The sequence below is a fragment of the Sulfuricella sp. genome (genome assembly GCF_035531155.1).
GTDB lineage: Bacteria > Pseudomonadota > Gammaproteobacteria > Burkholderiales > Sulfuricellaceae > Sulfuricella.
Genome location: NZ_DATKTK010000003.1, coordinates 72135 through 97506 on the forward strand (window position 1 = coordinate 72135; position 25372 = coordinate 97506).

Genomic DNA, 25372 nt, shown 5'->3' on the forward strand with positions numbered 1-25372 from the left:
CCAAAAAGGGTATCGAATGAATTTTCCGTTAATCATGTTGATCGCGCTGGTCGTTACTGGAGTCATCTGGCTATTCGAGATTTACGCTCTTAAGCCGCGTCGCGCGGCGGGTGCCAAAGAGCCGCTGCTGGTCGAATACTCCAAGAGCTTTTTCCCGGTCATCCTGGTGGTCTTCCTCCTGCGCTCTTTCCTGGTCGAGCCGTTCAAGATTCCGTCCGGTTCGATGATGCCGACGCTGCTGGTGGGCGACTTTATCCTGGTGAACAAATACGCTTATGGCATCCGTTTGCCGGTGGCCAACCAGAAGATCCTCGAGATCAACCAGCCGAAGAACGGCGACGTGATGGTTTTCCGTTACCCGGAAGATCCCTCGCTGGATTATATCAAGCGTGTGGTCGGCGTACCGGGGGATAAAATCAGCTATCGTAACAAGCAACTCTCCATCAACGGCAAGCCGCTTAAAATCGAAAGTCTGGGCGGCTACAGCTACGTCAAAAGCGGCCTGAATTTCGTGAACGCCAACCTGTACCGCGAACAACTGGGGGCGCACAACCACCAGACGCTGGCTCAGCCTGATGCGCCTACTGTCCGCTTGGGCGACGTGCGGCAGTTTTCCAACCGCGAAAATTGCGCTTACAATGATGAGGGCTTTACCTGTACGGTGCCGCAAGGCCACTACTTCATGATGGGCGACAACCGTGACGATAGCAACGACAGCCGCTACTGGGGTTTTGTCCCGGACCGCAACATTGTCGGCAAGGCTTTCATGATCTGGTGGAACTTCGACGATCTCAAGCGTATCGGGAAATCAATTGATTAAGGAGGGAGGCATGAAAAAGCAACAGGGCGCCACGGTGGTGGGAATGCTGTTTATTGCGGGTCTGGTGGGGTCAGGGTTAATCCTGGCGGCAAAGCTGGTGCCTGCCTATATTGAATTCATGTCGGTGAAAAAGATCCTCAACAGCATGGCGACCAGCGGCGACCTAAAGACTATGTCTCCCAAGGAAATACAGAATTCCTTCTTCAAGCGCGCCGACGTCGATGACGTCAAAAACGTCAAGCCGGAAGACCTGACCGTTAGCCGTGAAGGGAATCAATCGGTAGTGACCGTGGAATATTCCGTCAAGGTGCCGGTCGTGGCCAACATCAGCGCCTACATGGACTTCACGGCCTCATCCTCCGCGCAGCACGAGTAACTCATCTGCATGGGTACTGAAGCACTGGTTCGGCGGATTGGCCATGAGTTCAAGGACCCGGCGCTGCTACGCAGGGCACTGACCCACCGCAGTTTCGGCATGCCGCACAACGAGCGGCTGGAGTTTCTCGGTGACAGCGTGCTGAGTTGCGCCATCGCCACGCATCTTTATCATCTCCATACGCGCGTGCAGGAAGGCGATTTGAGCCGGATGCGCGCCCATCTGGTGAAGGAGCAGACGCTCTCTGAAATCGCCTCCTCCCTGAATTTGGGCGATTACCTGAAGTTGGGGGAAGGGGAGTTGAAAAGCGGTGGTTTTCGCCGCCCATCCATCCTCGCCGACACGCTGGAAGCGATAATCGGCGCGGTCTACCTCGATGGCGGCTTTACCAGCGCAGAACAAATGATTGCGCGCCTATTCGAACCACTGATGAAGGGCCTCGACCCTAAGACCTTGGGCAAGGACCCGAAAACCCTGCTGCAGGAATATTTGCAGGGCCGCAAGCTGCCTTTGCCCAATTACACCGTGCTGTCGATCAGCGGCGAAGCCCACGAGCAGCACTTCGAAGTCGAGTGTGCCATTCCTGATCTGGGCGTGCGCGCCTGTGGCGGAGGGGTCAGCCGCCGTAGCGCAGAGCAGCAGGCTGCCGGCAGTGTCATGCAAATATTGAATAGTGAGGGGTGAAGAGTGAGGTGTGAGGAGTAAAACCGGTGACGGCGTTGCTTTTGACCTCACTCCTCACTCCTCACTCCTAATCCCTAACTCCTCACGACTTAATAAAGAGACTAGCATGGAATTTCGCACCGGTTACATCGCCATCGTCGGCCGCCCGAATGTGGGCAAGTCCACACTGCTCAATCATTTGATCGGGCAGAAAATCAGCATCACCTCCCGCAAGGCGCAGACCACCCGGCACCGCATTGTCGGCATTCGCACCGATGCCGATGCGCAGTATGTTTTCGTGGATACGCCGGGCTTCCAGATGCAGCACCAGAATGTGCTGAATCGCGTGATGAACCGCACTGTGACGCAATCCCTGTCGGATGTGGATGTGGCGCTGTTCGTGATCGAAGCGATGCGCTTCGACGCCCGCGACGAAAAGGTGCTGGCCCTGCTGCCGCGCAATCAACCCGTGGTGCTGGTGATCAACAAGATCGACAAGGTGAGTGACAAGTCAACATTGCTGCCGTTTATTGAGAAAGTGTCCGCCTCGTTTCCCTTCGCCGCCATCATTCCTGTCAGCGCCAAGCGCGACGCGCAGTTGCCTGAACTGGTGCAGGAGATCCGCCGCCATTTGCAGGAAGGCGAGCCGATCTATGGCGAGGACGAAATTACCGACCGCAGCGAGCGTTTTCTCGCCGCCGAAATCGTGCGCGAAAAAGTTTTCCGCCTTCTGGGCGACGAGATTCCCTATTCCATCAGCGTCGAGATCGAGAAGTTCGAAACCGAAGGCGACCTACGCCGCGTTTACGCTGCCATCATCGTCGACAGGGATAGCCAGAAGCCGATCCTGATTGGAAAGAAAGGCGAAAAGCTCAAGGAAATCGGCACCCAGGCCCGCAAGGACATGGAAGAACTGTTCGGTCTCAAGGTTTACCTCGAAGTCTGGGTCAAGGTGAAAAGCGGCTGGGCCGACGACGAACGGGCGGTGAAAAGTCTGGGCTACGAGTAGCCTCCCTCCTATCCTTACGGTTAAACGGCGCAACTGCCTCCACTCTGCTATAATGCGCGCCTGCGGCGTACGCATCCAGTCATCGCGCCGCTGCCCATTCGGGCTTGTAAAAACCCCCTCATCTGTCTAAGACTGGCGCCGATAAACGGCGACAGGCCGATGTTATTCCTGGAGTCACCATGTCCTTTGCTTCCCTCGGCCTGTCCGATGAAATTGTTCGTGCCGTCACTGAACGCGGCTACACCGTTCCCACCCCCATCCAGATGCAGGCGATCCCCGCCGTGATGTCGGGCGGCGACCTGCTTGCCGGCGCACAGACCGGCACTGGCAAGACCGCCGGCTTCGTTCTGCCCATCCTGCACCGGCTTTCCGACACCAGCGTCAAAGGCCCCTCCAGCGGTCGTCCGCCGATTCGGGCGCTGATCCTGATTCCTACCCGCGAACTCGCGGCTCAGGTGGAGGAGAGCGTGCGCGAGTACGGCAAGCACCTGAAACTGAATTCCATGACCATGATCGGCGGGGTCAACATCAATCCGCAAATCACCAAACTCAGGAGTCGCGTGGATATCCTGGTTGCCACGCCGGGACGATTGCTGGACCACGTACAGCAGAAAACCGTCGATCTATCTCACGTCGAAATCCTGGTGCTGGACGAAGCCGACCGCATGCTGGACATGGGCTTTATCCGCGACATCAAGAAAATCCTCGCGCTGTTGCCCAGGCAGCGGCAGAACCTGCTGTTCTCCGCCACCTTCTCCGACGAGATCAAGGCGCTGGCCGACAGCTTGCTGAACAAGCCCGCGATGATCGAGGTGGCGCGCCGCAACGCCACTGCCGACAATGTGTCGCACAAGGTTTACCCAGTGGACCGCGACAAGAAACGCGCCTTGCTCACTCAACTCATCAAGCAGCACGACTGGTCGCAGGTGCTGGTGTTTACCCGCACTAAGCACGGCGCCAACCAGCTGGCCGAGCATTTGGTCAAGGGCGGCATCCCGGCGCTGGCGATCCATGGCAACAAGAGCCAGTCGGCGCGGACTCGCGCACTGAGCGAGTTCAAGGACGGTAGCCTGCGGGTGCTGGTGGCGACCGACATCGCCGCCCGCGGCATCGATGTCGTCGACCTGCCGCATGTGGTCAACTTCGAGCTGCCCAACGTGCCGGAGGATTACGTTCACCGCATCGGCCGCACCGGTCGCGCGGGCGCGTCGGGCGAAGCCGTGTCGCTGGTGTGCGTCGATGAGTACAAGTTGCTGGCGGATATCGAAAGATTGCTGAAGCGGGAGTTGCCCGAGGAAGTGGTGCCGGGCTTCGAGCCGGACCGGAATGCCAAGCCCGAGCCGATCCAGAACGGACGCGGGTCAACACCGGGCGGTCGCGGTGGTCAGCCGAGAGGCCGTTCTTCCGCGCCCAGGGCGCCCTCACAGGGCCGGGGAGCAGCGCCGACCAGAGAGGCAAATGGCAATGTGGCTACACCACGGACGCCGCCGCTGCACCGTTCTGGCGGACGCCATCGCTGATTAAAAGCCGAAGGGGCCAAGTCCTGCATTTTCATGCATGCAGGACTTGGCCCCTTAAGTCTTTAATGAAAGCGTCTGACTATCTTTGCACGCTAAATTCGCTCAGCTGTTCAAGCCTTTTTGCAGTAACTCCGCTACCATTTCGTTCAGTCCTACCTGGCGTTCTTGCGCCAGTGACTGGATCTGCTTCACCAGTTCACCGTTCAATTTGACAGCAAACGGCACCAGGCCGAGCGCCTGATCGAGTTTGCGTTGTTCGCGCCGGTCCACGGCAACGGCAGCCTCTTGGCCGATGCGTCCGGCAGTGCCGGGTCGGTTGATTTGGCTCTTTATTTTCAAGCCGATATGTTTTTCCAGATCAGTTCTTTTCACGGCCATTTCCTTGTTGAGTAGAGAGGTTGCGCCCTACGCTTTAATCCGGCAATGCGATCTTCTGGTCGACGCTGAACTGATAGTCGCGGAACACGTGCTCCGCACTGAGTATCTGGTAACTGCCGTCCGGCAGGCGTCGTGTGGTGTCCTTGAGCCGATAGGTGTAATGGCCGCAGGTCCAGCAGTTGAAGTTGCGCATGTGGGTGCAAAGGCAGGTCTTCTCCATCACCGAGATTTTCTTTGCCTTCGGGTGGAGGGCCACTTCGTGATTGTAGGCATCGATGTAGGCGCAATTCCCGGAGGCATCGAGCAGGTAGCCGTAAGATTCGCAGCCAGGACGGATGCCCGAGCCGATCGCCGGGCTGTTCTTGAGCATCCGCATCGGATAGCCCGTGGGTGAAATGGTGTTGACCTCGATGTCGTCCTCCGTTGCCTTGATGTACTCCTGAATCACCTTCTCCGGCAGGCCGCACTCGTGCACCGCGGTAAAGCGTGTTGCCACTTGCACCGCCGCTGCGCCGTTTTCGAGGAAGGACACGGCGTCGCTGCCGGTGAAAATTCCGCCGGCCGCAATCAGCGGAATATTCAATTTCTCGGTCTGCAAATATTGCAGGATTTCAGCCATGATCGTGCGCAGATCGTATTTCGCCCAATCCATGTCGAAGCCAAGATGTCCGCCGGCCAGAGGCCCCTCAACCACGATGAAATCCGGTAGCCGATTGAGTTTTGCGGTTTTGCGCAGGAATATCTGCAGCGCCCGCAGCGAGGAGACAATGATGCCGAGTCTGGCATCGCGAAAGCGGGGATGGTCCTCCATCAGAGCGAACGAACCGAGGTGCAGCCCTGCGCTCAGCGTGATGCCGTCAATCCCGGCATCCAGCGCCGTGCGCAGGCGTACGCGCAGCGTTTCGCGCGGCGCGTTCATGGTCAGTTTTTCCATGCAGTTGATGAAGATCATGCCTTCGCCGCGCTTGGCTTCCATGGTCTTGCTCACGTGCAGGCGGGTGGCCTCGGCAATCTGGCCGAGGTCGAACTTCACCGCCGACTTGTCGGAATTGTCGATGTTGTATTTGTACTGCTTGAGTTTTTCTTTGATGAAGTGCGTTTCGTAGCGGCGGTCGGTCACCGTCGGCAGCATGGCATCTGAAATGTGGCCGATGCCGCCCAGGCGCGCGGCCTCGAGTGCAAGCTCTGCCGTCGAAATATCCACACCCATTCCGCCAATAATGATCGGCACCAGTTCCTGCTTGCCGAATTGCAGGCGAAAATCATCCACACATTTCATTGCTACCCTCGGACTAACGTCAATAGTTATAACTGGCTTTAATATAAGCGCATGCCGCCGCCATATGATTTAGCCTAAATTAAATGATTTTACCACCTCCAGGAGGGTAGATAACTATTTTCCGTGCGGCAATATTTTGTCTTGCGGGGAAACTGGAGGCCGAAAATAATGGATGGGCCTGCATTCTACACCGTATAATTCACGTAGTTAAAAATGAACGCTATTGATTTGTTAGATATTATTTGAGGGTATGGCACGAGAACATAATGCCAGGCAGGGTGATCAACCCGCGTACGTCCTGCATACCTATCCCTATCGCGAAACCAGCCTGATCGTCGAGGTGTTCAGCCGTGATTTCGGCCGTCTGCCGCTGATGGCGCGCGGGGCGCGCCGACCGAAATCGGCCGTGCGCGGACTGTTGCTTTCTTTCCAGCCGCTTTCATTGAGCTGGTTCGGCAAGGCCGAGCTGCGCACCCTGCACAGCGCCGAATGGCAGGGTGGGCAGCCGCTGTTGCAGGGCACGGCGCTGATCTGTGGTTTTTACCTGAACGAGCTGCTGCTCAAGCTGCTGCACCGCGACGACCCGCACGAGCAGTTGTTCCTTTATTACCAGGAAACCTTGCAGGAACTCGCGCGGCGCACGGATTATGCCGCCGTGCTGCGGCGCTTCGAAATGAATCTGCTGAAGGAACTGGGTTACGCCCTGACGCTCGGCCATGATGCTGATTCCGGAGCGGCAATTGAGCCGGATGTGAATTACCGCTACGTTTTCGAGCGTGGCCCGGTGAGGCAAAAAACCGGCCAAAACGGTGTAGAATTGCAGGGGAAGACGCTGCTGGACATGGTCGTCGACGATTACGGCGATCCGGTCACCCTGCAGCAAAGCAAGGCGTTGATGCGGGCGCTGATCAATCATTATCTCGGCGAGGATACCTTGCACACCCGCCAGATATTAAAGGACTTACAGGCACTATGATTCATTTGGGGGTCAACATCGACCACGTCGCCACGCTTCGGCAGGCGCGCGGAACACGCTATCCCAGCCCGATCCAGGCGGCGCTGATGGCGGAATCGGCCGGTGCGGATTCGATTACCCTGCACTTACGCGAAGACCGCCGCCACATCCAGGACGAGGACGTGGAAATCCTGCGTGCAGCCTTGCAGACCCGAATGAATCTGGAAATGGCGGTGACGGACGAGATGGTGGGAATCGCTCTGCGCCTGAAACCGCAGGATGTCTGTCTGGTGCCGGAGAAGCGCGAGGAGCGGACCACCGAAGGCGGACTCGACGTGGTTGCCCATTTCGAGCGCATCAAACAGGCCTGCGCTGCGCTGGGCGATGCCGGCATTCGCGTTTCGCTGTTCGTTGCGCCGGAAAAGGCGCAGCTCGATGCGGCCAGGGAAGCGGGTGCGCCAGTGGTGGAAATTCATACCGGCCACTTTGCCGATGCCGAAACAGAGGCGACGCAGGCAGCGGAACTTGCGCGCATCCGAGCGGCGGTTGAATACGGCATGAAGCTCGGCCTGCGGATGAATGCGGGCCACGGCTTGCACTACCACAACGTGCAGAAAATCGCCGCCATCCCCGGCATTTACGAGCTCAACATCGGTCATGCCATCGTGGCGCAGGCATTGTTCGTGGGCTGGGAGCGGGCGGTGGCGGAAATGAAAGCGCTGATGGTGGCCGCCGCCAGATGATTTACGGGATTGGCACCGACATCATTGCGGTAGGGCGTATCGAGCAAGCCCTGAACCGTCACGGCGACCGGTTTGCGCGGCGTATTCTGGCAGCGGTGGAATGGGACGATTTTGCGACCAGCACCCACCGCGCCCGTTTTCTCGCCAAACGCTTTGCGGCCAAGGAAGCCTTCGTCAAGGCGCTGGGCACGGGGATGCGCCATCCGGCAACCTGGCACAACATCCACGTAACGCACGATGCGCTTGGCCGACCGGGATTCGGGCTGGAGCCAGAGCTGGCGCAAGTTCTGGCGCAGCGCAATATTTGCGGCCATCACCTGTCGATCAGTGACGAGGTGGAGATGGTGGTGGCGTTTTCCGTCCTGGAACAATAATCTAAAGAAATTAAAAATGACTCTTGGCCCGGTAATGCTCGATGTTCTCGGCACCGAATTGACTGACGAGGACAGGAAAAGACTGAAACACCCACTGGTCGGCGGGGTGATCCTGTTCGGCAGGAATTACACTTCGCAGGCACAGCTTTCCCGGCTGACCGCCGAAATTCATGCCTTGCGCAACCCGCATCTGCTGATTGCCGTGGACCATGAGGGCGGCCGGGTGCAGCGTTTCCGCGATGGCTTTACCCGCCTGCCGCCGATGCGCGAGTTGGGGCATATCTGGAACGAACATCCGAACCGCGCCAAGACCCTGGCGCACCAGACCGGTTGGGTGCTGGCGGCGGAGCTGCGCGCCAGTGGCGTGGATTTCAGCTTCACGCCCGTGCTGGACATCGATTTTGAACACAGCGGAGTGATCGGCGACCGCGCCTTCCATCGTGACCCGCAGGCCATTGCCGTTCTTGCGCATAGCCTGATGCTGGGCCTGAAGCAGGGCGGCATGGCTGCGGTGGGCAAGCATTTTCCCGGCCATGGCTTCGTGCGTGCCGATTCCCATCTGGAAATCCCGGTGGATGAGCGCGACTATGCTGACATCGAGATGGATGACCTGATCCCGTTCAAGCAGATGATCGATTTCGGCTTGGCCGGGATGATGCCGGCGCATGTGATTTATCCCAAGGTAGACAAGCTGCCGGCGGGATTTTCCAAAATCTGGCTGAAGGACATCCTGCGCAAGGAACTGGGCTTCGATGGCGTGATTTTCAGCGATGATCTTTCCATGGAAGGTGCCAGCATGGCAGGCGGCGTGGTGCAGCGTGCCGAAGCCGCCTTGCAGGCGGGCTGCGACATGGTGCTGGTGTGCAACAAGCCGGACAGCGCCGACGAACTGCTGGCCGGTCTGAAATGGGAAATGCCGGCACTGGGAATGGCGCGCCTGATTCGTATGCACGGTCGGCCGCACCCGGAAAGCTGGGACAGGTTGCACGAGGACAAGCATTATGTGGCAGCGATGCATGCCGTCGGCAGTATCGGCGGGAGGAGCGGCGATTTGGCGTTGCAGGCCGGCGAGCCGAATCAGTGCGCAATTAGCGGAAACAAATAACCAGAAACTTCACTACAGAGGCACAGAGACACGGAGAAAATCAAGGAAGATTCCTGATGATTGCGGCGTTGCGAGCAATTCGGGTCAGGATGCAAGATTCTTCTGTGCCTCTGTGTCTCTGTGGTTAGCAAATGCCAATTTCAAATCTGACGCCCGCTGATCTTCGCCTGACCATAGCCCCAGATTCATTGGGTTTCTCCGATACTTCCGAACTGCTCAACCTGCCATTGCCCTGGATTGGCCAGGAACGCGCCGAAACGGCCACCCGTTTCGGCTTGGGGATGGACCAGCCGGACTACAACCTGTTCGTGCTGGGCGAGGTCGGCAGCGGCCGCACTTCCCTGCTCAGGCAGGCGATGCAGGTGGTTGCCGTCGAGCGCTTGGTGCCGCCGGACCTGTGCTATCTGCACAACTTCGATACCCCTGAAAGGCCGCTGGCGCTGCGCCTGCCGGCCGGGCAGGGGCGCCAGCTGCGCCAGCTCCTGCAGCAGATGGCAAAATCCCTGGTGACGGAAATCCCGCAGCAGTTGGCGGGACAGGATTTCAAGACCGAAAGCGCGCACATCGAAAAAGCCTTCAAGGATGAGGAGGCCAAGGCTTTTGCCGAACTCTCCGCCTTTGCCGAGGCGCGCAATTTCAGCATCCACCGCGAGGCCGGGCGGATGGTGTTCACCCTGCTGGGCGAGGCGGGACAGCCGCTGGTCGAGGATGAGGTGCTTTCCCTGCCGAAGGAACGCCGGGCGGCGGTCGAGCAGGCAGAGCAGGAACTGCGCGCCGAGATCACCCTTTATTTCGAGAAAACCCGGCCGCTGGAGCGGGTGATGAATGAGGCGCTGGCGGCGCTGCGCCGCCAAGTGGTGAAGCCGCTGCTGGATCATGGGTTGCAGGAAATTCGGGCCGGGCTGAAGAAGCAGATCAAGGATGCCGCCAAGCTGAATGCCTGGCTGGACGACATGGCCCATGACGTGCTCGACAACCTGGGGCTGTTCCAGGCTGACGATGACGATGAGGAAAGCCGGCAGGAGAGCCAGGAAAGGGCACTGTCCCGCTACCGGGTCAACCTGGTGGTGGACAATGGCGGCCTTTCGGGCGCACCGGTGATTGTCGAGGACAATCCGCTGTTCCGCGCGTTGTTCGGCAGCATCGAGTATCAGTCGGAGAACGATGTGCTGGTGACGGATTTTACCCGCATCCGCGCTGGCAGCCTGCTGCGGGCGCACGGCGGATTTCTCATGCTGTACCTGCGCGATTTGCTGGCCGATGAACTGGTGTGGGAAAAGCTGCGGCGCTTCCTGCGCAGCGGCAGGTTGCAGATCGAGGAGCCGGGCACGGCATTCACGCCGATTGCGGCGGTTTCTCTTGAGCCTGAGGCGGTGGATGTCGAGGTCAAGATCGTTTTGATCGGTTCGCGCGAGCAGTATTACGAGCTGCAGGAGGCGGACCCGGAATTCGCTCGCCGCTTCCGGGTGAAGGTGGATTTTGCCGAGAGTTTTTCCGCCAGCGAGGAGACCCGGCGCGCCTCGTCGGTTTTTGTCGCCCATGCCTGCCGCCAGTTGGGGCTGCCCCACTTCTCCGCAGCCGCGGTGGCGCGCCTTCTGGAGGATGCGCACCGCGAGGTCGAAGATCAGACGCGTCAGAGCGCGATATTCGGCCGCGCCGAGGCGCTGGTGATGGAAAGCGCTGCACTCTGCCGCGCCCGCAAGGATGGCCTGGTCGAGGCGGCAGACGTCGATGCGGCCCTGCAGGCGCGCATCTGGCGGCACGATTACCCTGACCAGCGCCTGCGCGAGTCCATTGCCGAAGGCGAGATCATGATCGAGCTGCGGGGCGGGAAGATCGGCCAGATCAACGGCCTGACCCAAGTCGATTTGGGCGACTACCGTTTCGGCTTTCCGGTGCGGATAACGGCCCGCACCTTTGCCGGCGAGGACGGTCTGTTGAATATCGAGCGCGAGGTGGAATTGTCCGGCCCGATTCACGACAAGGGCGTATTCATTCTGCAAAACTATCTGGCTGCATTATTTGCGCATATCGCGCCACTTTCCCTCAATGCCTCTATCGTCTTCGAGCAGGAATACCATGGCGTGGAAGGGGATTCCGCCTCCTGCGCCGAGCTTTATGCACTGCTCTCGTCCTTGTCTGGCCAGCCGCTCCGGCAGGGCATCGCTGTCACTGGCGCGGTCAACCAGCACGGCGAAGTGCTGCCGGTGGGCGGAATCAATGAAAAAATCGAGGGCTATTTCCGTATTTGCGAAACTGCCGGACTGGACGGTAGCCAGGGGGTGCTGATTCCCCACCGTAACCGGCGCCACCTGATGCTGGGGAGCAAGGTCGTGGACGCCGTCGCCAAGGGGCTTTTCCATATTTATACTGCAGAGCATGCGAACGAGGGCATCGAACTGCTTACCGGCCTCCCCGCCGGCATGGCGAACGAGGCGGGCAGCTATCCTCATGGCAGCGTGCTGGGCCACGCCCAGAAAAATCTACAGCTTTTCCGCCGTGCCTGTCATGTGCCGGAACACCCCAAGGCGGGGCGTAAGCTATTGCGCTGATGATCAGACTGTTTCTTAAATTAATTCTCATTCGGAAACACCTGCTTCTCCTTCCCCCTTGATGGGGGAGGGTTGGGGAGAGGGGATAGCGTTTCCGGATGAGAACTAATTATTTAACTATTCTGTACAGAGCGGAGACATAGGTAACACTTGTTCGGCGACATGGGTAACACTATTTGACTTTAAATTATGAAGTCATCAGGAGGTAGCCATGCCGTGGAACGAGGTTAGTACAGTAGATTTGCGCCGCGAGTTTGTCTCCCTGGGCCGGAAGTGAAGAGGCCAAGATCTTAAATGTTTCGACTCATGCGCGTTTGGCTTGGTGCGGTTAGACGGCTTTGAGCTTAATCCGAAATCCGAACGATAATCTCAAGATAGAACCCCGTTCAGGCGACGCGTAACAGCATACTGATAATTCATCAGGGTCCTTGGCGCTTCTTTTCCTCCTGCTTAATCTTCTTGTCAGCCTTTTTTTCCTTCATTGTTTTAGCGGGTTCCTTCTTGACCGCCTTCTTCGAGTCCTGGCTTTTGCTCATGATTTTTGCTCCATCGTTGAAAAATTTGAATGCCGCATCGTCGACCTAACCCAATGGGACGGGCTTCTCCCGTCTGTCGGCATTGATAGTCCAGATCCTTTGGCACGCGGGTCGTCGCCTCCATATTGTGAAGGATTGCGAGATGGCGACGCAAGTGCTTTTGTTTGGCACAGCTTTACACACAGCCTATATGCAAACACGCCGGATTGGGCCGGAATCCCGTCCGGCTCTCGGATACGCACTCTTTCGTCCTCATCCCCCCTTGCGCAGCTTGGCCATTGCCGCAGCCATCGCGCCTCCAACTTGGGGTGCCGGCTCGCGTTTGGCCTGTGGTTTGCGTGATGGTTCGCTGCGCACGGCCGACGCAGCAGGGGCGATGTCGTCGCCGAGGCGCATGGTGAGCGCGATGCGGCGGCGGACGGGGTCGATTTCCAGCACCTTGACCCGCACTACGTCGCCCGCCTTGACGATGCTGTGCGGGTCTTTGACGAATTTTTGCGCCAGCGCCGAGATGTGTACCAGGCCGTCCTGGTGCACGCCGATATCGACGAAGGCGCCGAAGTTGGCAACGTTGGTCACCACGCCTTCGAGGATCATGCCGGGCTGCAAGTCCTTGAGCTCTTCCACCCCCTCCTGAAAAGTCGCCGTCCTGAACTCCGGGCGCGGGTCGCGGCCGGGTTTCTCCAGTTCACTGAGGATGTCCTTCACCGTCGGCAGCCCGAATTTTTCGTCGGTGTATTCAGCCGGGGCGAGGCGACGCAGCGTGGTGCTGTCGCCGATCAGCCCCTTGATACCGACCTTGAGGCGGTCGACGATGCGTTCCACCAGCGGGTAGGCTTCCGGGTGGACGGCGGAGGCGTCGAGCGGGTTGTCTCCGTTCATGATGCGCAGGAAACCGGCGGCCTGCTCGAAGGTCTTGTCACCGAGGCGCGGGACTTTTTTTAGCGCCGAGCGGTTGGGAAAGGCGCCATGCTGGTCGCGGTAGGTCACGATGTTGCCGGCGAGTGTGGCATTCAGCCCGGAGATGCGCGCCAGCAGCGGCGCGGAGGCGGTGTTCACGTCCACCCCGACCTTGTTGACGCAGTCTTCCACCACCGCGTCCAGGCCGCGCGCCAGCTCGTATTGGTTAACGTCGTGCTGGTACTGGCCAACACCGATGGATTTGGGGTCGATCTTCACCAGTTCGGCGAGCGGGTCTTGCAGGCGGCGGGCGATGGATACCGCGCCGCGTATGGTCACGTCGACGTCGGGGAACTCGCGCGCCGCCAGTTCCGAGGCGGAATACACCGAGGCGCCGGCTTCCGACACCACCAGCTTCTGCAGTTTCAGTTCGGGGTGACGCTTGATTACCTCGCTCGCCAGTTTGTCGGTTTCGCGCGAGGCGGTGCCGTTGCCGATGCTGATCAGTTCGCCGCGGTGCTTGGCGGCCAGCGCCGCGATCACGGCGATGGATTTGTCCCACTCGCGTTTGGGCTCGTGAGGATAGATGGTGGCGAAATCGACCAGCTTGCCGGTTGTGTCCACCACCGCCACTTTCACTCCGCTGCGCAGACCCGGATCGAGACCGATGGTAGTGCGCGGCCCGGCGGGCGCGGCGAGTAGCAGGTCGTGGAGATTGCGCGCGAAGACATGGATCGCTTCGGCCTCGGCGGCTTCGCGCAAACGGTTGGTCAATTCCAGGTCGAGGTGCAGGAAAATCTTCACCCGCCACGCCCAGCGCACGGTTTCGCTCAGCCACTTGTCGGCAGGACGCCCCCGGTCGGCAATATTAAAGCGCCGGGCAATCATCTGTTCGCAGCGGTTGGGCGGCGCGGCGCGTCCCTGCGCCTGCTCGTCTTCCTCCAGCACCAGTGCCAGATGCAGGAAGCCCTCGTTGCGTCCGCGCAGCTGTGCCAGCGCGCGGTGCGAGGGGATGGCTTTCATCGGTTCGCGAGATTCGAAATAGTCGCGGAATTTTGCGCCTTCCGTCTCTTTGCCTGCCACCAGGGTGGATTTGAGCACGCCGTTATCCCACAGGTATTCGCGCAATTTGCCGAGCAATTCGGCATCCTCGGAAAATTTCTCCATCAGGATATAGCGTGCGCCTTCCAGCGCGGCTTTGACGTCGGCCACGCCTTTATCGGCATCGACGTAAGCCAGCGCGGCTTCTTCCGGCACCAGCATGTGATCGACCAACAGCGCCTCAGCCAGCGGCTCCAGACCGGCCTCGCGGGCGATCATCGCCTTGGTGCGGCGCTTGGGCTTGTAGGGCAGATACAGGTCTTCCAGGCGTACCTTGCTGTCCGCGTAGAGCAAATCCTTTTCCAGCTCCGGGGTGAGCTTGCCCTGCTCGGCGACGCTCTTGAGGATGGCGGCGCGCCGCTCTTCCAGCTCGCGCAGGTAGCGCAGGCGCTCCTCCAGATTGCGCATCTGGGTGTCGTCGAGGCTGCCGGTGGCCTCTTTGCGGTAGCGCGAGATGAAGGGAACCGTGGCCCCCTCGTCGAGCAGATCGACGGCAGCCTGGACTTGATTGGGATGAACGGAAAGTTCCTGGGCGATGCGTTGGGTGATGCTGGTAATCATGATGCTCCGGGTGTTGCGTAGAAAGGCGCTATTCTGAACTTCTTTTCAGAATTCCGTCGCATTAGCTGAGGAGCCATGCCGGATTTTTTGGTGGTTTTTTTCAAACGAGGAGTGGGGCTGGGCGCAATTAGCCCGCCAGTGAATAGCATTGTTCAGCGGAAACAAGTCAGAACAGATAACGCATTGCAGGAGTTCATGCCCACCCACGAGATGGGTTTTTTCCTTGGTGCGATTGTCCTTGACGCCTTATTCCTTGTCAGAACTTCCCGCAACCGCTTTAACGCCAGCCGCTGCAACATCGACAGTCGTACCAACCACCGCAGCGCCGACCTGAACGGTTGTTGCCGCCACGGTAACCGCAGCATCGGCAACAGCAACTACCGCGCAGCCATTACAGAGAATGCAGATTAGGGCGGGCAGAAGGTAGGTATGCATCGGGAGGCTTTTGGGATGAGGCATTGAGAAAATGCGCTTACAAACTGGTTGCAGTTTACGGAATGACAGACGTAAAAAAGGGCTAGATTTTTCTAACCCTTTGAATATTTGGGGTGGCTGATGGGGCTCGAACCCACGACAACCGGAATCACAATCCGAAATTCTAGTATCATCAATAGCCAGCATTGACGCGCTATGCAGCCGGATATATTATGCCAATAATGATTTATTGGCACAAATTCGGCACAGTGAGGGGCGATAATGGCGACAATCAGAAAGAAAGGCGAGTGTCAGTGGCATGTCCAAATTCGCCGTAAGGGATTCCCCAGCCAAACCAAAACGCTCGACTCTCGTTCCGAGGCTGAGGCGTGGGCGCGTGATATTGAAAGCAAAATGGACAAAGGGATATTCGTGTCCATGGCCGAGGCCGAATCAACTACGCTGTATGGAGCGCTGGAACGCTACGAGCGCGAAGTGTCGACGAAAAAAAAGGGGCGAGATCAAGAAAAATACCGGATTCAATCATGGCAGGCTAATGCTTTGGCTATTCGTTCTCTGGCGAGTTTGCGGGGTGCCGACTTTGCCAAATATCGCGATGAACGCCTGGCAGCTGGTGCTGCAGCGGCGACCGTGCGCCTCGATCTCGCTTTAATTTCACATGTGTTCACTATCGCGGTAAAAGAATGGAATATTCCTGTGCAAAACCCGGTGGCCAATATCCGGCTGCCGCGCCAAAACAACGCCAGGGAACGGCGACTGTCGGAGGAAGAGGTTTGTTTTCTTCTGGCTGCGGTGGATGATCCAGGTGATGCGACTAAAGCGAAGGAGTGCGACCGCCGTAACATTTATATGCCGGCACTGGTGCGGGTGGCTATCGAGTCAGCCATGCGCCAGGGCGAAATGCTGGCACTGACATGGGCGAATGTGGATTTGTCGTCGCGAGTTGCCAAGCTGCCGGACACAAAAAACGGTACTGTGCGCAATGTACCGCTGTCTCCTGCTGCAGTGAATGCTATTAAAGGGTTGCCCAGAGCCATCGGTGGACGGGTGTTCGCCACAACGGCCAGTGCAGTCAAGCAATCGTGGGCGAGGGCGATTACCAGGGCGCAGCGGAACTACCTGGCGGATTGCAAAACCAACGACCGGGAGCCGGTTGCCGGTTTCCTCGAAGATATGACGTTCCATGATCTCCGCCACGAAGGCACCAGCCGCTTGGCTGAGATTTTTCCTTTACACAAGCTCATGAAAATAACGGGGCACAAAGATACGAGGATGTTGGCTAGGTATTACCATCCGCGTGCGGAGGATATGGCTGAGGAGATGGCGCAGAAATGGGGTTGATAACTGTTAATTATCGGTTTACAATTAACCATGATTAAGTCATTTCGCCACCGGGGGATGGAAGAGTTCTTTCGGAAAGGCAGTAAGGCCGGAATCCAGCCGCACCATGCCTCACGATTGCGGATACAGTTAGCTTCTCTGGACAACGCGAAAGGCCCGGAGGACATGGACGTTCCTAGCTGGAAGCTGCACTCCTTGTCGGGAGACCTAAAAGGCCATTGGTCGGTCTGGATAAATGGCAATTGGCGGCTTACGTTCCGCTTCGACGGAGCGGATGCAGAACTGGTGGACTATCAGGACTACCATTGAGGAATCAACCATGAGCAGAATGCATAACCCTCCTCACCCCGGTGAGGTACTAAGAGAATGGATACCGGAAGGCATGTCGGTCACAGAAGCTGCGACCGACCTTTGCGTTTCTCGCGTCACGCTTTCAAAAATTTTGAATGGCAAATCAGGTGTTACGGCTGACATGGCGCTGCGCCTTTCCAAATGGCTGGGCACCTCGCCAGACCTTTGGCTTGGACTGCAAACTCAGTTCGATTTGTGGCTAGCAGAACAGGGCCAGCAGCCCGAAATTCATCCTCTATCGCGCTTGGCAGCTTAAGCGAAAATGATTGAGATCGAAAAAAGCAGCGGCAACGTGTATGCCGACCTGGAAAACCCTGACGCCGGTGAGATGCAGGTCAAAGCCCGGTTGGCCGTCAAGATCGGGGAAATCATCAAGCATCGCCACCTTACCCAGCAGCAGGCTGCTGATATCCTCGGTATGACTCAGCCGAAGTTGTCTAATATGCTGCGAGGGCAATTCCGGGATGTTAGCGAGGTCAAGATGCTGGAATGCCTAAGCCGTCTTGGCCGGGCGCGCAAATCATTGTCCGTAAGGCCTCCCGCACGCGAACCGATGGGCGGACAAGTGTAGTGTTCGCTTATAGAGTCCATGAATGTGCTCTACATCGGAATCACCTCTTACGAAGTATTTTCCTGATTCTCGACCAATGTATTCTCCTGAGCAGCTGAATGGCCGCGACCAGGCAAATACAGCCGTTGCTGACGCCAGTAAGTAAGCCCTCTCAATACTTGATCTGCTTTGACTCGGCACTTTGCCACCGCTACAAGTAGATGAGGCTCTCCCAAGGCGCGAGCCAGTTGATCGGCTTTATCTAAATATTTTTCTAACACTCTCACGTTGACATCACCTAACCCATGTTTCGTCCTACCATTTTTCAATCCACCAGGCCATCTACGCCTAATTGCACTTTGCAGGATTCTCACAAAGGTAAGCTGGGTATCAAGCATGTCGGCTAACCGATCCTCCTCGCGGCAAGTGCTCAATCCTGTGAGGTAAAAACCTGGAATGACAGGCCCAGATTCAAGGTAAAGATCTGGATAGGACACTTGCTCATCCAGGAGGCTCCATAATTGCCCCAGAAATTCACTATCCTCGTCTTCGAGCAACGCCGCCTGGCGAAGGTGCGCTATCTGAATTTTGCCCTCTAGCGCGATACTAATTTGTGTGGCCGTCGTGTCAGAAATCGTCGACCACATATAGTCAATAATCTTGTCCAATGACCAGCGCAGGGGCTTGGTTCTGAAAATTGACCAATATTGGGCTGCATCTACAAAATCCAGGGAACACTCGATCGCCTCAAGCCGGGATTCGATATTTTCATGCGCATTAGGAGTAGCGCGTTTGCCAAAGAATGCATTGTTCGATAGTTGCCAAAAGGCGCGTATTGGGTGTCCGGCTCGGCGATAAAGTCTAGCGCGCTGTAGAGCCATGGATGCATGGCTGTGCCGGCCCAACCAAGCGAGCATTTGGTGTGCCTCATGGAGCATCCCCATGCTTGCATAGATTTTAGGAAGTAACGCCAACTCTGCCTTGTCGTTATCGAGCGTATGCCTAAACTGTCTGAATTCTTCCTCTGCAAGCTGGCCAAGCCCTACGGCAAGGCTTAGATGGGCTCCATTTAAGTGCCGTTGAGCCCGTGAAGGGCTATAAAGCGATTCCAACAGTGCAGGCAAGTCAGGCTGGTTAATGGTGGAGTCACCCTGACGATCTGCATTAATTGGCTGGCTAAGCAATTGTGCAACATACTCGCTTGTAAAATCATGCGGCACATCGGTTCCAGAAAATGCCGTTTGCCAAGAATCAATGGGCTCATCCTGTTCACTCTCGTTAATGCTGTCAGAATGCCGGGCTTTATGCTTTATCCAGATAAGTCGAGGCTTGGTGCGTGCATTCATCCGTTTGCGCATCCAAGCATTGACGTCGAAATGATCCGTACCACTGTATCCGGCCACTATCACCACATCGACCGATTCAAAAATCCGGGTTAACAGCTCTTGAAGTTGTTCCGGCAACCCCGGCACAAGATCTGTCAGCGTTGAACTAAGGCGATCCACTCCGTGCTCGATAGTCCCATGTAGCTTAACCAGTCCCCAATCGTTTTCTTCTGGGCAATTGAGGATGTCAAGAGAGTGCGTTTCTGGATGCATGACATGCACTGGGATGAGGCGTCCAGATGCCTGATGAAAGGCGCTCTCAATGCAATCGTCGAAGTTTGTAGTAATCACCCAACCACGATTATCGATGAGGTGATTAGCGATTATTCGATGGAGGTGATTTGGGGGTCTCCCCTCGAACAAACGCAATAAATTTCTCGGATTTGTTGCGGATGTAGCCGTTTCAGTCCCCGCTCTGTTGCACACTGTGTCTAGGATATGTTCGAGTCTAGGCATATCCCGTCCTATCACCGGTGCGCAGCCCTGGAATACCGACAGAATCTCCTCGGCAGCACGCCCATCAAGAAGGTGATTCAGGAGAGCTTTCGTCAGGTCTTTCCCTGAAGGCAAACAAGTGGGGGCATCAATCGAAATTCCGGCGCCGACTATAAGTGCAATTTTTCCAGGGAATGGTGATTTTTTGTCCGAGTGGAACCACCAATTTTCTACTGGATTGTTGGTGTATGCCATCAAAGCAATTTTCCCTGAAATTCGTAATTCATAAGCATCAAGCGCAGGGGCGTACCTCAGTCATCACTCGACTCCCACGCCATGGCTTGGCTGATAACCCAGTGAGCGGGAGGTTTTCTTCACCGGCCGCGCGGTTCTCACTTCAAGCACTTTACCACCGCCAGACTTGTGCCCGGCGCGAGCCCGGCCATAATACTTTTGGCATTCGTCGGTCGAGTGTCCCAGGGATGCGGCCACTTTCTCAACGCCGTACCCATCCGCTTTCATACCGCTGGCCACCGCGTTGCGGCAAGCGTAGGCCGGCAAAGTTTGATCCAGGCGAATCAGCTTGGCGCGCTGCGCTGCGCGAGTGATCGCCTTAGTGATCGCCTGCGCGCTGTCCTCAATTTTCACCGTCCAGCCCTCCTTACCAATCTCGGCGATCAATTCATCTGCGCCGGTCGCACCGCGCACGTCGATCTTGAGTTCTCGCCACGCCTGGCCGGCATGTTCGGTGACCTTTTTACCCACTATGCGAAACAACAAAACGCCCTCCAGATCTGTCGGGCGAACTTCAAGCCCATTCAACTCTCCGGGCCGACATCCGGTCAATGCCATAATGGCAAAAGCCGGCTTCCACTTGTCGTTCAATTGTTCATAGACCGATTTTTGCCAGCCCTCGCGAACCTTTGACAAGTTGCCGACGCGCCCAACCCTCCGCTTTCGTTCCCCTTCTGGGGGACGGTTTTTTACTGCTTCTTGCAAGAGGGTAATGCCACGCAGGATTTGCCCTATTGCATCTTCATCGCCTTCTCGCGCCAGATCCATCAGCGGCGTAGAGAATTCGGCCACTTGTAGTTGAAGGGAAGCAATATAGTTGCGCCAGTACCCGATGCTCTGGAACGTGGGCAGCGCATTTTTGCGTCGTATTCTGGCTATGAATTTTTCGCGCATCAACCTGGTAGACGGCTGCAATTTGGCTGACCTGGCTATCAGATCGGCGGCAATGTCGAGGGCGGAGGATATATTGTGGTCAACAGTCATGGGTATATAGAGGATTGCAATCTTGAGGTTGTAGGTCACACTGTTTTTTATCGTGTTATCGATGAGCGGATTTTTCAGTTTGCAGCATTGTTATTGGGTTTACGAAGTTGTTTTGTAGGATAACAAAAGATCAAATATTTTGATAGCGGACACATATTCGGACGTCCGTGAAAAATCGCTTTGGCGATTTTACCCGCGTCCGAATATGTGTAGCCGGAACCGGCAGCGCCCCCGTTTTTGTGGCTATCGATGTTGTAAATTTGAGTGACCAGCACATGACAATACGCAATCAGAACTATGTGTCGCGTTGCCGGTTCCGGCAATTGGAATGCCGGAACCGGAGTTGAAACATCCTGTTCAATCAACTTATGCCCCATAACTATTGCCGGTTCCAGCTATTTGAGTTCCGGAACCGGCGCTGTTGAAGCAATTTTCGGCAGCCCAGACGCAATCATTGCCGGAACCGGCAATGATTAGAGTCGTGATGGCGATAGTCACGTAAAACAACGCCGGTTCCGGCTCTGTGAAGATTGCCAGGAAGAGAAGATGGGCGCGTTGCGTTTGCTTTCTTCAGTGGTTCAGCCATTTGATGAAGGCCTTCCACAATTGATGAAGCACGCCAGTACTCGTTGTATTGGCCGACTGTGGAGGGGCAGAAACCGGCTTTCTCGGCAGCCCCTTCTTGCGGTTCACGGAATCGATGTATGCCTCCTTGTCTGTGCGATCACGAGCCTGTACACGCTCAACTTGTCGCTGAGAGATAGCCCCGTCCCATACAACTTGGTTGCGCCGGATCCAATAATGCGACCGACAGGCAAAACTCCAATTTCCGATGGAGGGGTGAAGGGTTACAGCATTTCCATCCTTGCGCAGTGACCAATCGGCCGGAGTCAGAGGAGTGACAACCTCCTCACCGCAGCCGCAGCAACATTTGTGGGAAACAGTGCGGTAGCGCTCACTGATGTAAAGAACACCATCACTGAGTTTCTCGGGAATAAATTCCACAAATTTTGGCGTTACCGTTTTTAGCCTCATTCAACAGGTATCCCTACCATCTCGTCCCGAGTCAGCGACTGGGAATTGATGGAGTAAGTGGTATGGAGTGGCCGATAGTTGTCTTGGTAGAAGCCGCAGAACTGCTTCCATTTGATGACGGCCATCGCCGCATTCAGCGCGTTCATATCGGCGACCTGGATATTCTTGCGATATAAATCATCCGCTGCGTCGTCCATCATGGGCGCATGTTTTGGAAAGTGGGCGGAATGATCGGGGGTACACATCGTTACCCTGCATGTCCCAATCAGACTTTGTTCTTCATTGACCACCATTAGCTCCATCCCCACATCAATAAATGGGATACGTTGCGCTTGAAGGTATTCACTGACCATTTTTCGAACAGGCCCATTGTCCACGCACAGGAAGACAAAATCGAATCCGGCAAGCTGTCCGATGTTTTCTTCAGTAACGTACTCGCAGTGAGGGATGACGCCTTTGCGCATGGCATCATAAATCTGCTGATAGTAAATCACCTTCGATAATTTTTTGTCCAGAGTCTCGAAAGAAGCTGCTCCGGGTGACCGAAATGCATTGTGCTGGAGAAAAGTATCTCCATCAAACAAATGTATTTCCCGAGCATGCGTTTTGGCCATCAGATCCAGCACGTATGACCCTGTGCCGCCCATGCCGATTATGGCAACCCGATCTTTAGCTAGCTTGCTTGAAATGGCCAGAATATCTGCTCGACTTGACGCAGAGTCCCGATAACGAAACACTGAATTCTCATCGTGGGGCGGTATTACTCGAAATGTGCGAGGATTCGCGGTCGGATCAATCGCATTGGCTTCACTCGAGATGATCTTAATGTAAGCGGTCATCTTCGAGTAATAGTCCTGGTAGTTACTCGCTCCATGCGGTTTGTTGGAAAACCGATGTTGGGCAATAAAACCATCCCATAGATGGTGGTCATTTGATGTATTACGAATAGGCTCTATGGGAGTGCCTGTATGGTGACATGGGTACTCACCGACAAACCAAACCTGATGGTCCTTGGGTGGAAGTAGCTCCCCAGCATTCTCACTAATATCTGTCACGATGGTTCCCCTTAGTACAGCGCATTGTGCATTGACATAGGGAACGGCATGGATGAGCAAATATCCGTTTTGGACATCAACCTCATACCCCTCGTTCAGCAGGCGTATGATGTCGGTATTAAGAACGATTTGTTTTGGAGACATTGAAGCTCATCCCTTCTTTGATTTCGACATCCTGCCCATCGACCAGCGTGCCGTCTTTGCCGTGAGGGTTTGCATAAGCCACTGTATAGAGGATATTGGGATCTGGCTGATTATCCGGGAAGGCAATAGATACGAGCTCTAAATAGCTCAGCTTGTGACCGCTGACTTCACGTTGGCGTCCATTGACGATGATTATAGATATTTTGTTTTGACCTGGGGCCTGACTGGAATTACTGTTTGGCATGATGTTTTTTCCTTGTAAGGTATCGGTTCAGCCACACAATGAGGCTGCTTACCAATATATGCGGAACAGTTGAAAAACCCGGACATCGCCATTAGCATGTCCGGATCCCTGAAGTTCTCCGCATATATCAGTAAAGGCAAAGGGAAAAAAACTTGGAACTTGGCGACAAACCCGACGACACAGCAACACCTGAAGACGTACGCCAGGCCATCGGCGCACTCTCAAAGGAAGCGCTTTATCGCATTCGCAAGGCGTCTGAATATTGTTTGTTGGGTACCGAGTACCAGAATCCCGAAGAAATCATTAACGAAGCGATTTTCCGGACGATGAAGGCAGCCAGTGGCGAAAAGGGGCGCCATTGGCCCAAGAATGTCCCATTTGTCGCATATATGATCAAGACGATTCAAGGGCTGGCCAATGATTCGCAGAACTCATCTGACCAGACGAAAACCGATTACATAGAGGCTATGGCAACGGAAACAGCTAGCGCCGAAGATGTTCTTGGGCGGTTCGAGCATCGCCACGCAGACGTGCTTACCCAGGCCATTGAGCAGGAAGAAACCGGCGAACGGCAAGACCGGGCCAATGAGATCGCCTGTAAGATAGACACCTGTTTTTCAGGGGACAGTCAAGTAACTTGGGTCATTATGGGCCACAAGGATGATCTATCAGTATCCGAAATCCGTGAACTTTCTGGAATGACGCAAATCCAGTATGAAACGGCACGAAAACGGTTCCGGCGTGGCATTGATAAATTGTTTCCAGAGAAGAGAAAATCATGAATTCTTCGAAGACGCGCACTGAACTTGCGGCGCTTCGTAACGCCGCCCTGGATGATTTGATGGCCACAACTGACGAGCAACTGCGGCAGGAGGCCATAGACGAAGGTAAGGATCTGGATGCGGTAGCCTTATTGGTCGGCGCTGCCATGCAGGAAGCCGCCTCTGCCGCCCTGCGACATCGCATGGTATTGGCGAAGGAACGCATGCAATCAAGATCGAGCACGAGGAGTGTGCCCGCTATACGTCCACCCATGGAGAGGATTAAACAACTCGTTCAAGACATCTTCCAGGCGGATCAAAGTCTTAGGCTCGCGTTCCGGGAAGGGAAAAAGCAAACGGACGATGACTGGTTGAGCCTATACGACGACTTGGTGGCCATGGGGGCAATCAAACCAGGTGAGCATGATAATTGATTCTCAACAGATGTCTCCAGCCGAGTATCTGCTCTGGAGCTATGGCGTAACTGATCCAACCCATATCGATCTGGACGCTATCGCGAACGCCAATGGGGCCGAAGTCAGATATCGCCCCTTGGGCGGTTGTGAGGCTCGCCTGGTCGCAGGAGAGAATAGTGCAATCATCAGTGTCAGCTCGAATAGCAATGATGGCCGCCAGCGTTTCTCCCTTGCTCATGAGTTGGCCCATTGGATATGTGATCGAAAAACAGGCTCGTTTTTGTGTGCGAAGGAGGATATTGGCCCACAAAATGCGGAAGCAAAGTCCGTTGAGGCTCACGCCAATGGGTACGCAAGTCAGCTCGTTTTGCCAACGTATCTTGTGGACCCGTGGCTGCAGGGGCGGAAAGTCACATTGGAGGTGGCCTCTCAGCTGGGTAAAGTGTTTAACGCTAGCTTAACTGCAGCAGCGATCAAGCTGGTTAAGCGAGCTACCAGCCCCGCCTGTCTTGCTTGTCACTCAAAGTCAAAACTTGTGTGGCATCAACGAAGCAGTTCTTTCCCATTTGATTTCTATGTGCTCGCTGAGCTCCACCAGGATACCGACGCCTTCGGAATGGTGTTTGGGGGCGGAAGCGGAATGACCAGACCCAAAGCAGAACCTGCTAACCGTTGGGTGTCAGGACGTGATGCTTACCGGCTTGAGGTTAATACGCAGTCTGTAAAGTTGCCTGATTCAACGGTACTGACCATGATTAGTCTCGGCCGGTGAATGGGGTAATACAGAGAGCATAGAACGGGCACTGCATTCCGTTCTATGTGTTCGGCTGTCGCTAGCTCTGGCTACTGGAAAGCGGTGAACGAATAAATTATCGCTATACAGCGGTCTTAGGTGATCCGAAAGCGCTCTGAAGTGTGTATGCTCATATATTTGAATCGTTTTCTTGAGGTTTTCTGGAGAATGACAAAGACCCGTATCCTGCGGCCTGTTGGTATTTGAAATTTTTAGACTTCGGCCAAGTTTTGTAATCGGTCGCCCCTCAATTTGAACGTTAACTATCTACAGTATC

Annotated in this window: 27 protein-coding genes; 18 read left to right on the forward strand and 9 right to left on the reverse strand. The window is 55.9% G+C overall.

The window, feature by feature from the left end; genetic code table 11:
* Positions 1 to 16 precede the first annotated feature (16 nt).
* From lepB to VMV64_RS00420, 5 genes are all read left to right on the forward strand, one after another.
* The gene (gene lepB, locus VMV64_RS00400; RefSeq protein WP_325327963.1) at positions 17 to 820 is read left to right on the forward strand and encodes a signal peptidase I; all 804 of its coding nucleotides are present in this window, start codon (positions 17 to 19) and stop codon (positions 818 to 820) included.
* Positions 821 to 830: 10 nt separating this feature from the next.
* Positions 831 to 1196, forward strand: coding sequence for a DUF4845 domain-containing protein (locus VMV64_RS00405; RefSeq protein WP_325327964.1), 366 nt, complete (start codon positions 831 to 833; stop codon positions 1194 to 1196).
* A gap of 9 nt (positions 1197 to 1205) precedes the next feature.
* Entirely contained in the window at positions 1206 to 1880 is a 675-nt protein-coding gene (gene rnc, locus VMV64_RS00410; RefSeq protein WP_325327965.1) for a ribonuclease III, read from the forward strand.
* A 106-nt stretch (positions 1881 to 1986) separates the two neighbouring features.
* The gene (gene era / locus VMV64_RS00415) at positions 1987 to 2868 is read left to right on the forward strand and encodes a GTPase Era (RefSeq protein WP_325327966.1); all 882 of its coding nucleotides are present in this window, start codon (positions 1987 to 1989) and stop codon (positions 2866 to 2868) included.
* A gap of 179 nt (positions 2869 to 3047) precedes the next feature.
* Positions 3048 to 4388, forward strand: a complete 1341-nt coding sequence (locus VMV64_RS00420) for a DEAD/DEAH box helicase (protein ID WP_325327967.1) — start codon at positions 3048 to 3050, stop codon at positions 4386 to 4388.
* 102 nt (positions 4389 to 4490) lie between these two features.
* On the opposite strand, the gene VMV64_RS00425 is transcribed toward VMV64_RS00420, so the two are convergent.
* Positions 4491 to 4760: a hypothetical protein gene (locus tag VMV64_RS00425; RefSeq protein ID WP_325327968.1), complete on the reverse strand. Its 270-nt coding sequence runs from the start codon at positions 4758 to 4760 to the stop codon at positions 4491 to 4493.
* A gap of 40 nt (positions 4761 to 4800) precedes the next feature.
* Positions 4801 to 6045: a nitronate monooxygenase gene (locus VMV64_RS00430; protein WP_325327969.1), complete on the reverse strand. Its 1245-nt coding sequence runs from the start codon at positions 6043 to 6045 to the stop codon at positions 4801 to 4803.
* Positions 6046 to 6295: 250 nt separating this feature from the next.
* On the opposite strand from VMV64_RS00430, the gene recO reads away from it, so the two are divergent.
* The 5 genes from recO to VMV64_RS00455 all read left to right on the forward strand — a co-directional run bounded on the left by recO (position 6296) and on the right by VMV64_RS00455 (position 11774).
* Positions 6296 to 7021 (forward strand): DNA repair protein RecO, encoded by a 726-nt coding sequence (gene recO, locus VMV64_RS00435; protein WP_325327970.1) that lies wholly within the window; start codon positions 6296 to 6298, stop codon positions 7019 to 7021.
* Positions 7018 to 7743, forward strand: a complete 726-nt coding sequence (gene pdxJ / locus VMV64_RS00440; RefSeq protein ID WP_325327971.1) for a pyridoxine 5'-phosphate synthase — start codon at positions 7018 to 7020, stop codon at positions 7741 to 7743. The genes recO and pdxJ overlap by 4 nt, the downstream gene beginning before the upstream one ends.
* A complete protein-coding gene (acpS, locus tag VMV64_RS00445) occupies positions 7740 to 8117 on the forward strand; it encodes a holo-ACP synthase (RefSeq protein ID WP_325327972.1) in 378 nt (125 codons plus the stop codon). Before pdxJ ends, acpS begins: the two co-directional genes overlap by 4 nt.
* 16 nt (positions 8118 to 8133) lie before the next feature.
* Positions 8134 to 9222 carry a beta-N-acetylhexosaminidase gene (gene nagZ / locus VMV64_RS00450; RefSeq protein ID WP_325327973.1) on the forward strand — a complete coding sequence of 363 codons (1089 nt, stop codon included), beginning with the start codon at positions 8134 to 8136 and terminating at the stop codon, positions 9220 to 9222.
* 131 nt (positions 9223 to 9353) lie between these two features.
* Positions 9354 to 11774 carry an ATP-binding protein gene (locus VMV64_RS00455; protein ID WP_325327974.1) on the forward strand — a complete coding sequence of 807 codons (2421 nt, stop codon included), beginning with the start codon at positions 9354 to 9356 and terminating at the stop codon, positions 11772 to 11774.
* Between the two features lie 788 nt (positions 11775 to 12562).
* Here the strand turns inward: VMV64_RS00455 and VMV64_RS00460 are convergent.
* Positions 12563 to 14872, reverse strand: a complete 2310-nt coding sequence (locus VMV64_RS00460; protein ID WP_325327975.1) for a Tex family protein — start codon at positions 14870 to 14872, stop codon at positions 12563 to 12565.
* Positions 14873 to 14947: 75 nt separating this feature from the next.
* Here VMV64_RS00460 and VMV64_RS00465 point away from each other — a divergent pair, with 75 nt between their 5' ends.
* The 5 genes from VMV64_RS00465 (at position 14948) to VMV64_RS00485 (ending at position 17570) form a co-directional block, all read left to right on the forward strand.
* Positions 14948 to 15283: a hypothetical protein gene (locus tag VMV64_RS00465; RefSeq protein WP_325327976.1), complete on the forward strand. Its 336-nt coding sequence runs from the start codon at positions 14948 to 14950 to the stop codon at positions 15281 to 15283.
* A 285-nt stretch (positions 15284 to 15568) separates the two neighbouring features.
* Positions 15569 to 16648, forward strand: a complete 1080-nt coding sequence (locus VMV64_RS00470; RefSeq protein ID WP_325327977.1) for a site-specific integrase — start codon at positions 15569 to 15571, stop codon at positions 16646 to 16648.
* 30 nt (positions 16649 to 16678) lie between these two features.
* A complete protein-coding gene (locus VMV64_RS00475; RefSeq protein ID WP_325327978.1) occupies positions 16679 to 16957 on the forward strand; it encodes a type II toxin-antitoxin system RelE/ParE family toxin in 279 nt (92 codons plus the stop codon).
* Between the two features lie 10 nt (positions 16958 to 16967).
* Complete coding sequence (locus VMV64_RS00480) at positions 16968 to 17255, forward strand: HigA family addiction module antitoxin (protein WP_325327979.1); 288 nt, start codon at positions 16968 to 16970, stop codon at positions 17253 to 17255.
* A 6-nt stretch (positions 17256 to 17261) separates the two neighbouring features.
* On the forward strand, positions 17262 to 17570 hold the full coding sequence (locus VMV64_RS00485; protein WP_325327980.1) for a helix-turn-helix transcriptional regulator: 309 nt from the start codon (positions 17262 to 17264) through the stop codon (positions 17568 to 17570).
* Positions 17571 to 17617: 47 nt separating this feature from the next.
* Here the strand turns inward: VMV64_RS00485 and VMV64_RS00490 are convergent, their stop codons facing one another.
* The 6 genes from VMV64_RS00490 to VMV64_RS00515 form a co-directional block, all read right to left on the reverse strand.
* Entirely contained in the window at positions 17618 to 19624 is a 2007-nt protein-coding gene (locus VMV64_RS00490) for an SIR2 family protein (RefSeq protein WP_325327981.1), read from the reverse strand.
* Between the two features lie 63 nt (positions 19625 to 19687).
* On the reverse strand, positions 19688 to 20686 hold the full coding sequence (locus VMV64_RS00495; RefSeq protein WP_325327982.1) for a hypothetical protein: 999 nt from the start codon (positions 20684 to 20686) through the stop codon (positions 19688 to 19690).
* A 35-nt stretch (positions 20687 to 20721) separates the two neighbouring features.
* The gene (locus VMV64_RS00500) at positions 20722 to 21024 is read right to left on the reverse strand and encodes a hypothetical protein (protein WP_325327983.1); all 303 of its coding nucleotides are present in this window, start codon (positions 21022 to 21024) and stop codon (positions 20722 to 20724) included.
* 193 nt (positions 21025 to 21217) lie between these two features.
* The gene (locus VMV64_RS00505) at positions 21218 to 21682 is read right to left on the reverse strand and encodes a DUF6527 family protein (RefSeq protein ID WP_325327984.1); all 465 of its coding nucleotides are present in this window, start codon (positions 21680 to 21682) and stop codon (positions 21218 to 21220) included.
* Positions 21679 to 22881, reverse strand: a complete 1203-nt coding sequence (locus VMV64_RS00510) for a ThiF family adenylyltransferase (protein ID WP_325327985.1) — start codon at positions 22879 to 22881, stop codon at positions 21679 to 21681. The genes VMV64_RS00505 and VMV64_RS00510 overlap by 4 nt, the downstream gene beginning before the upstream one ends.
* Positions 22856 to 23125, reverse strand: a complete 270-nt coding sequence (locus tag VMV64_RS00515) for a multiubiquitin domain-containing protein (protein ID WP_325327986.1) — start codon at positions 23123 to 23125, stop codon at positions 22856 to 22858. The genes VMV64_RS00510 and VMV64_RS00515 overlap by 26 nt, the downstream gene beginning before the upstream one ends.
* 152 nt (positions 23126 to 23277) lie before the next feature.
* Between VMV64_RS00515 and VMV64_RS00520 the strand changes: the two genes are divergently transcribed.
* Genes VMV64_RS00520 through VMV64_RS00530 form a run of 3 tightly spaced genes read left to right on the forward strand, consistent with a single transcriptional unit; the run spans position 23278 to position 25074 of the window.
* Positions 23278 to 23907: a hypothetical protein gene (locus VMV64_RS00520; RefSeq protein ID WP_325327987.1), complete on the forward strand. Its 630-nt coding sequence runs from the start codon at positions 23278 to 23280 to the stop codon at positions 23905 to 23907.
* Positions 23904 to 24320: a hypothetical protein gene (locus VMV64_RS00525; RefSeq protein ID WP_325327988.1), complete on the forward strand. Its 417-nt coding sequence runs from the start codon at positions 23904 to 23906 to the stop codon at positions 24318 to 24320. Before VMV64_RS00520 ends, VMV64_RS00525 begins: the two co-directional genes overlap by 4 nt.
* A complete protein-coding gene (locus tag VMV64_RS00530; RefSeq protein ID WP_325327989.1) occupies positions 24310 to 25074 on the forward strand; it encodes an ImmA/IrrE family metallo-endopeptidase in 765 nt (254 codons plus the stop codon). The genes VMV64_RS00525 and VMV64_RS00530 overlap by 11 nt, the downstream gene beginning before the upstream one ends.
* The last annotated feature ends 298 nt before the right edge of the window (positions 25075 to 25372 follow it).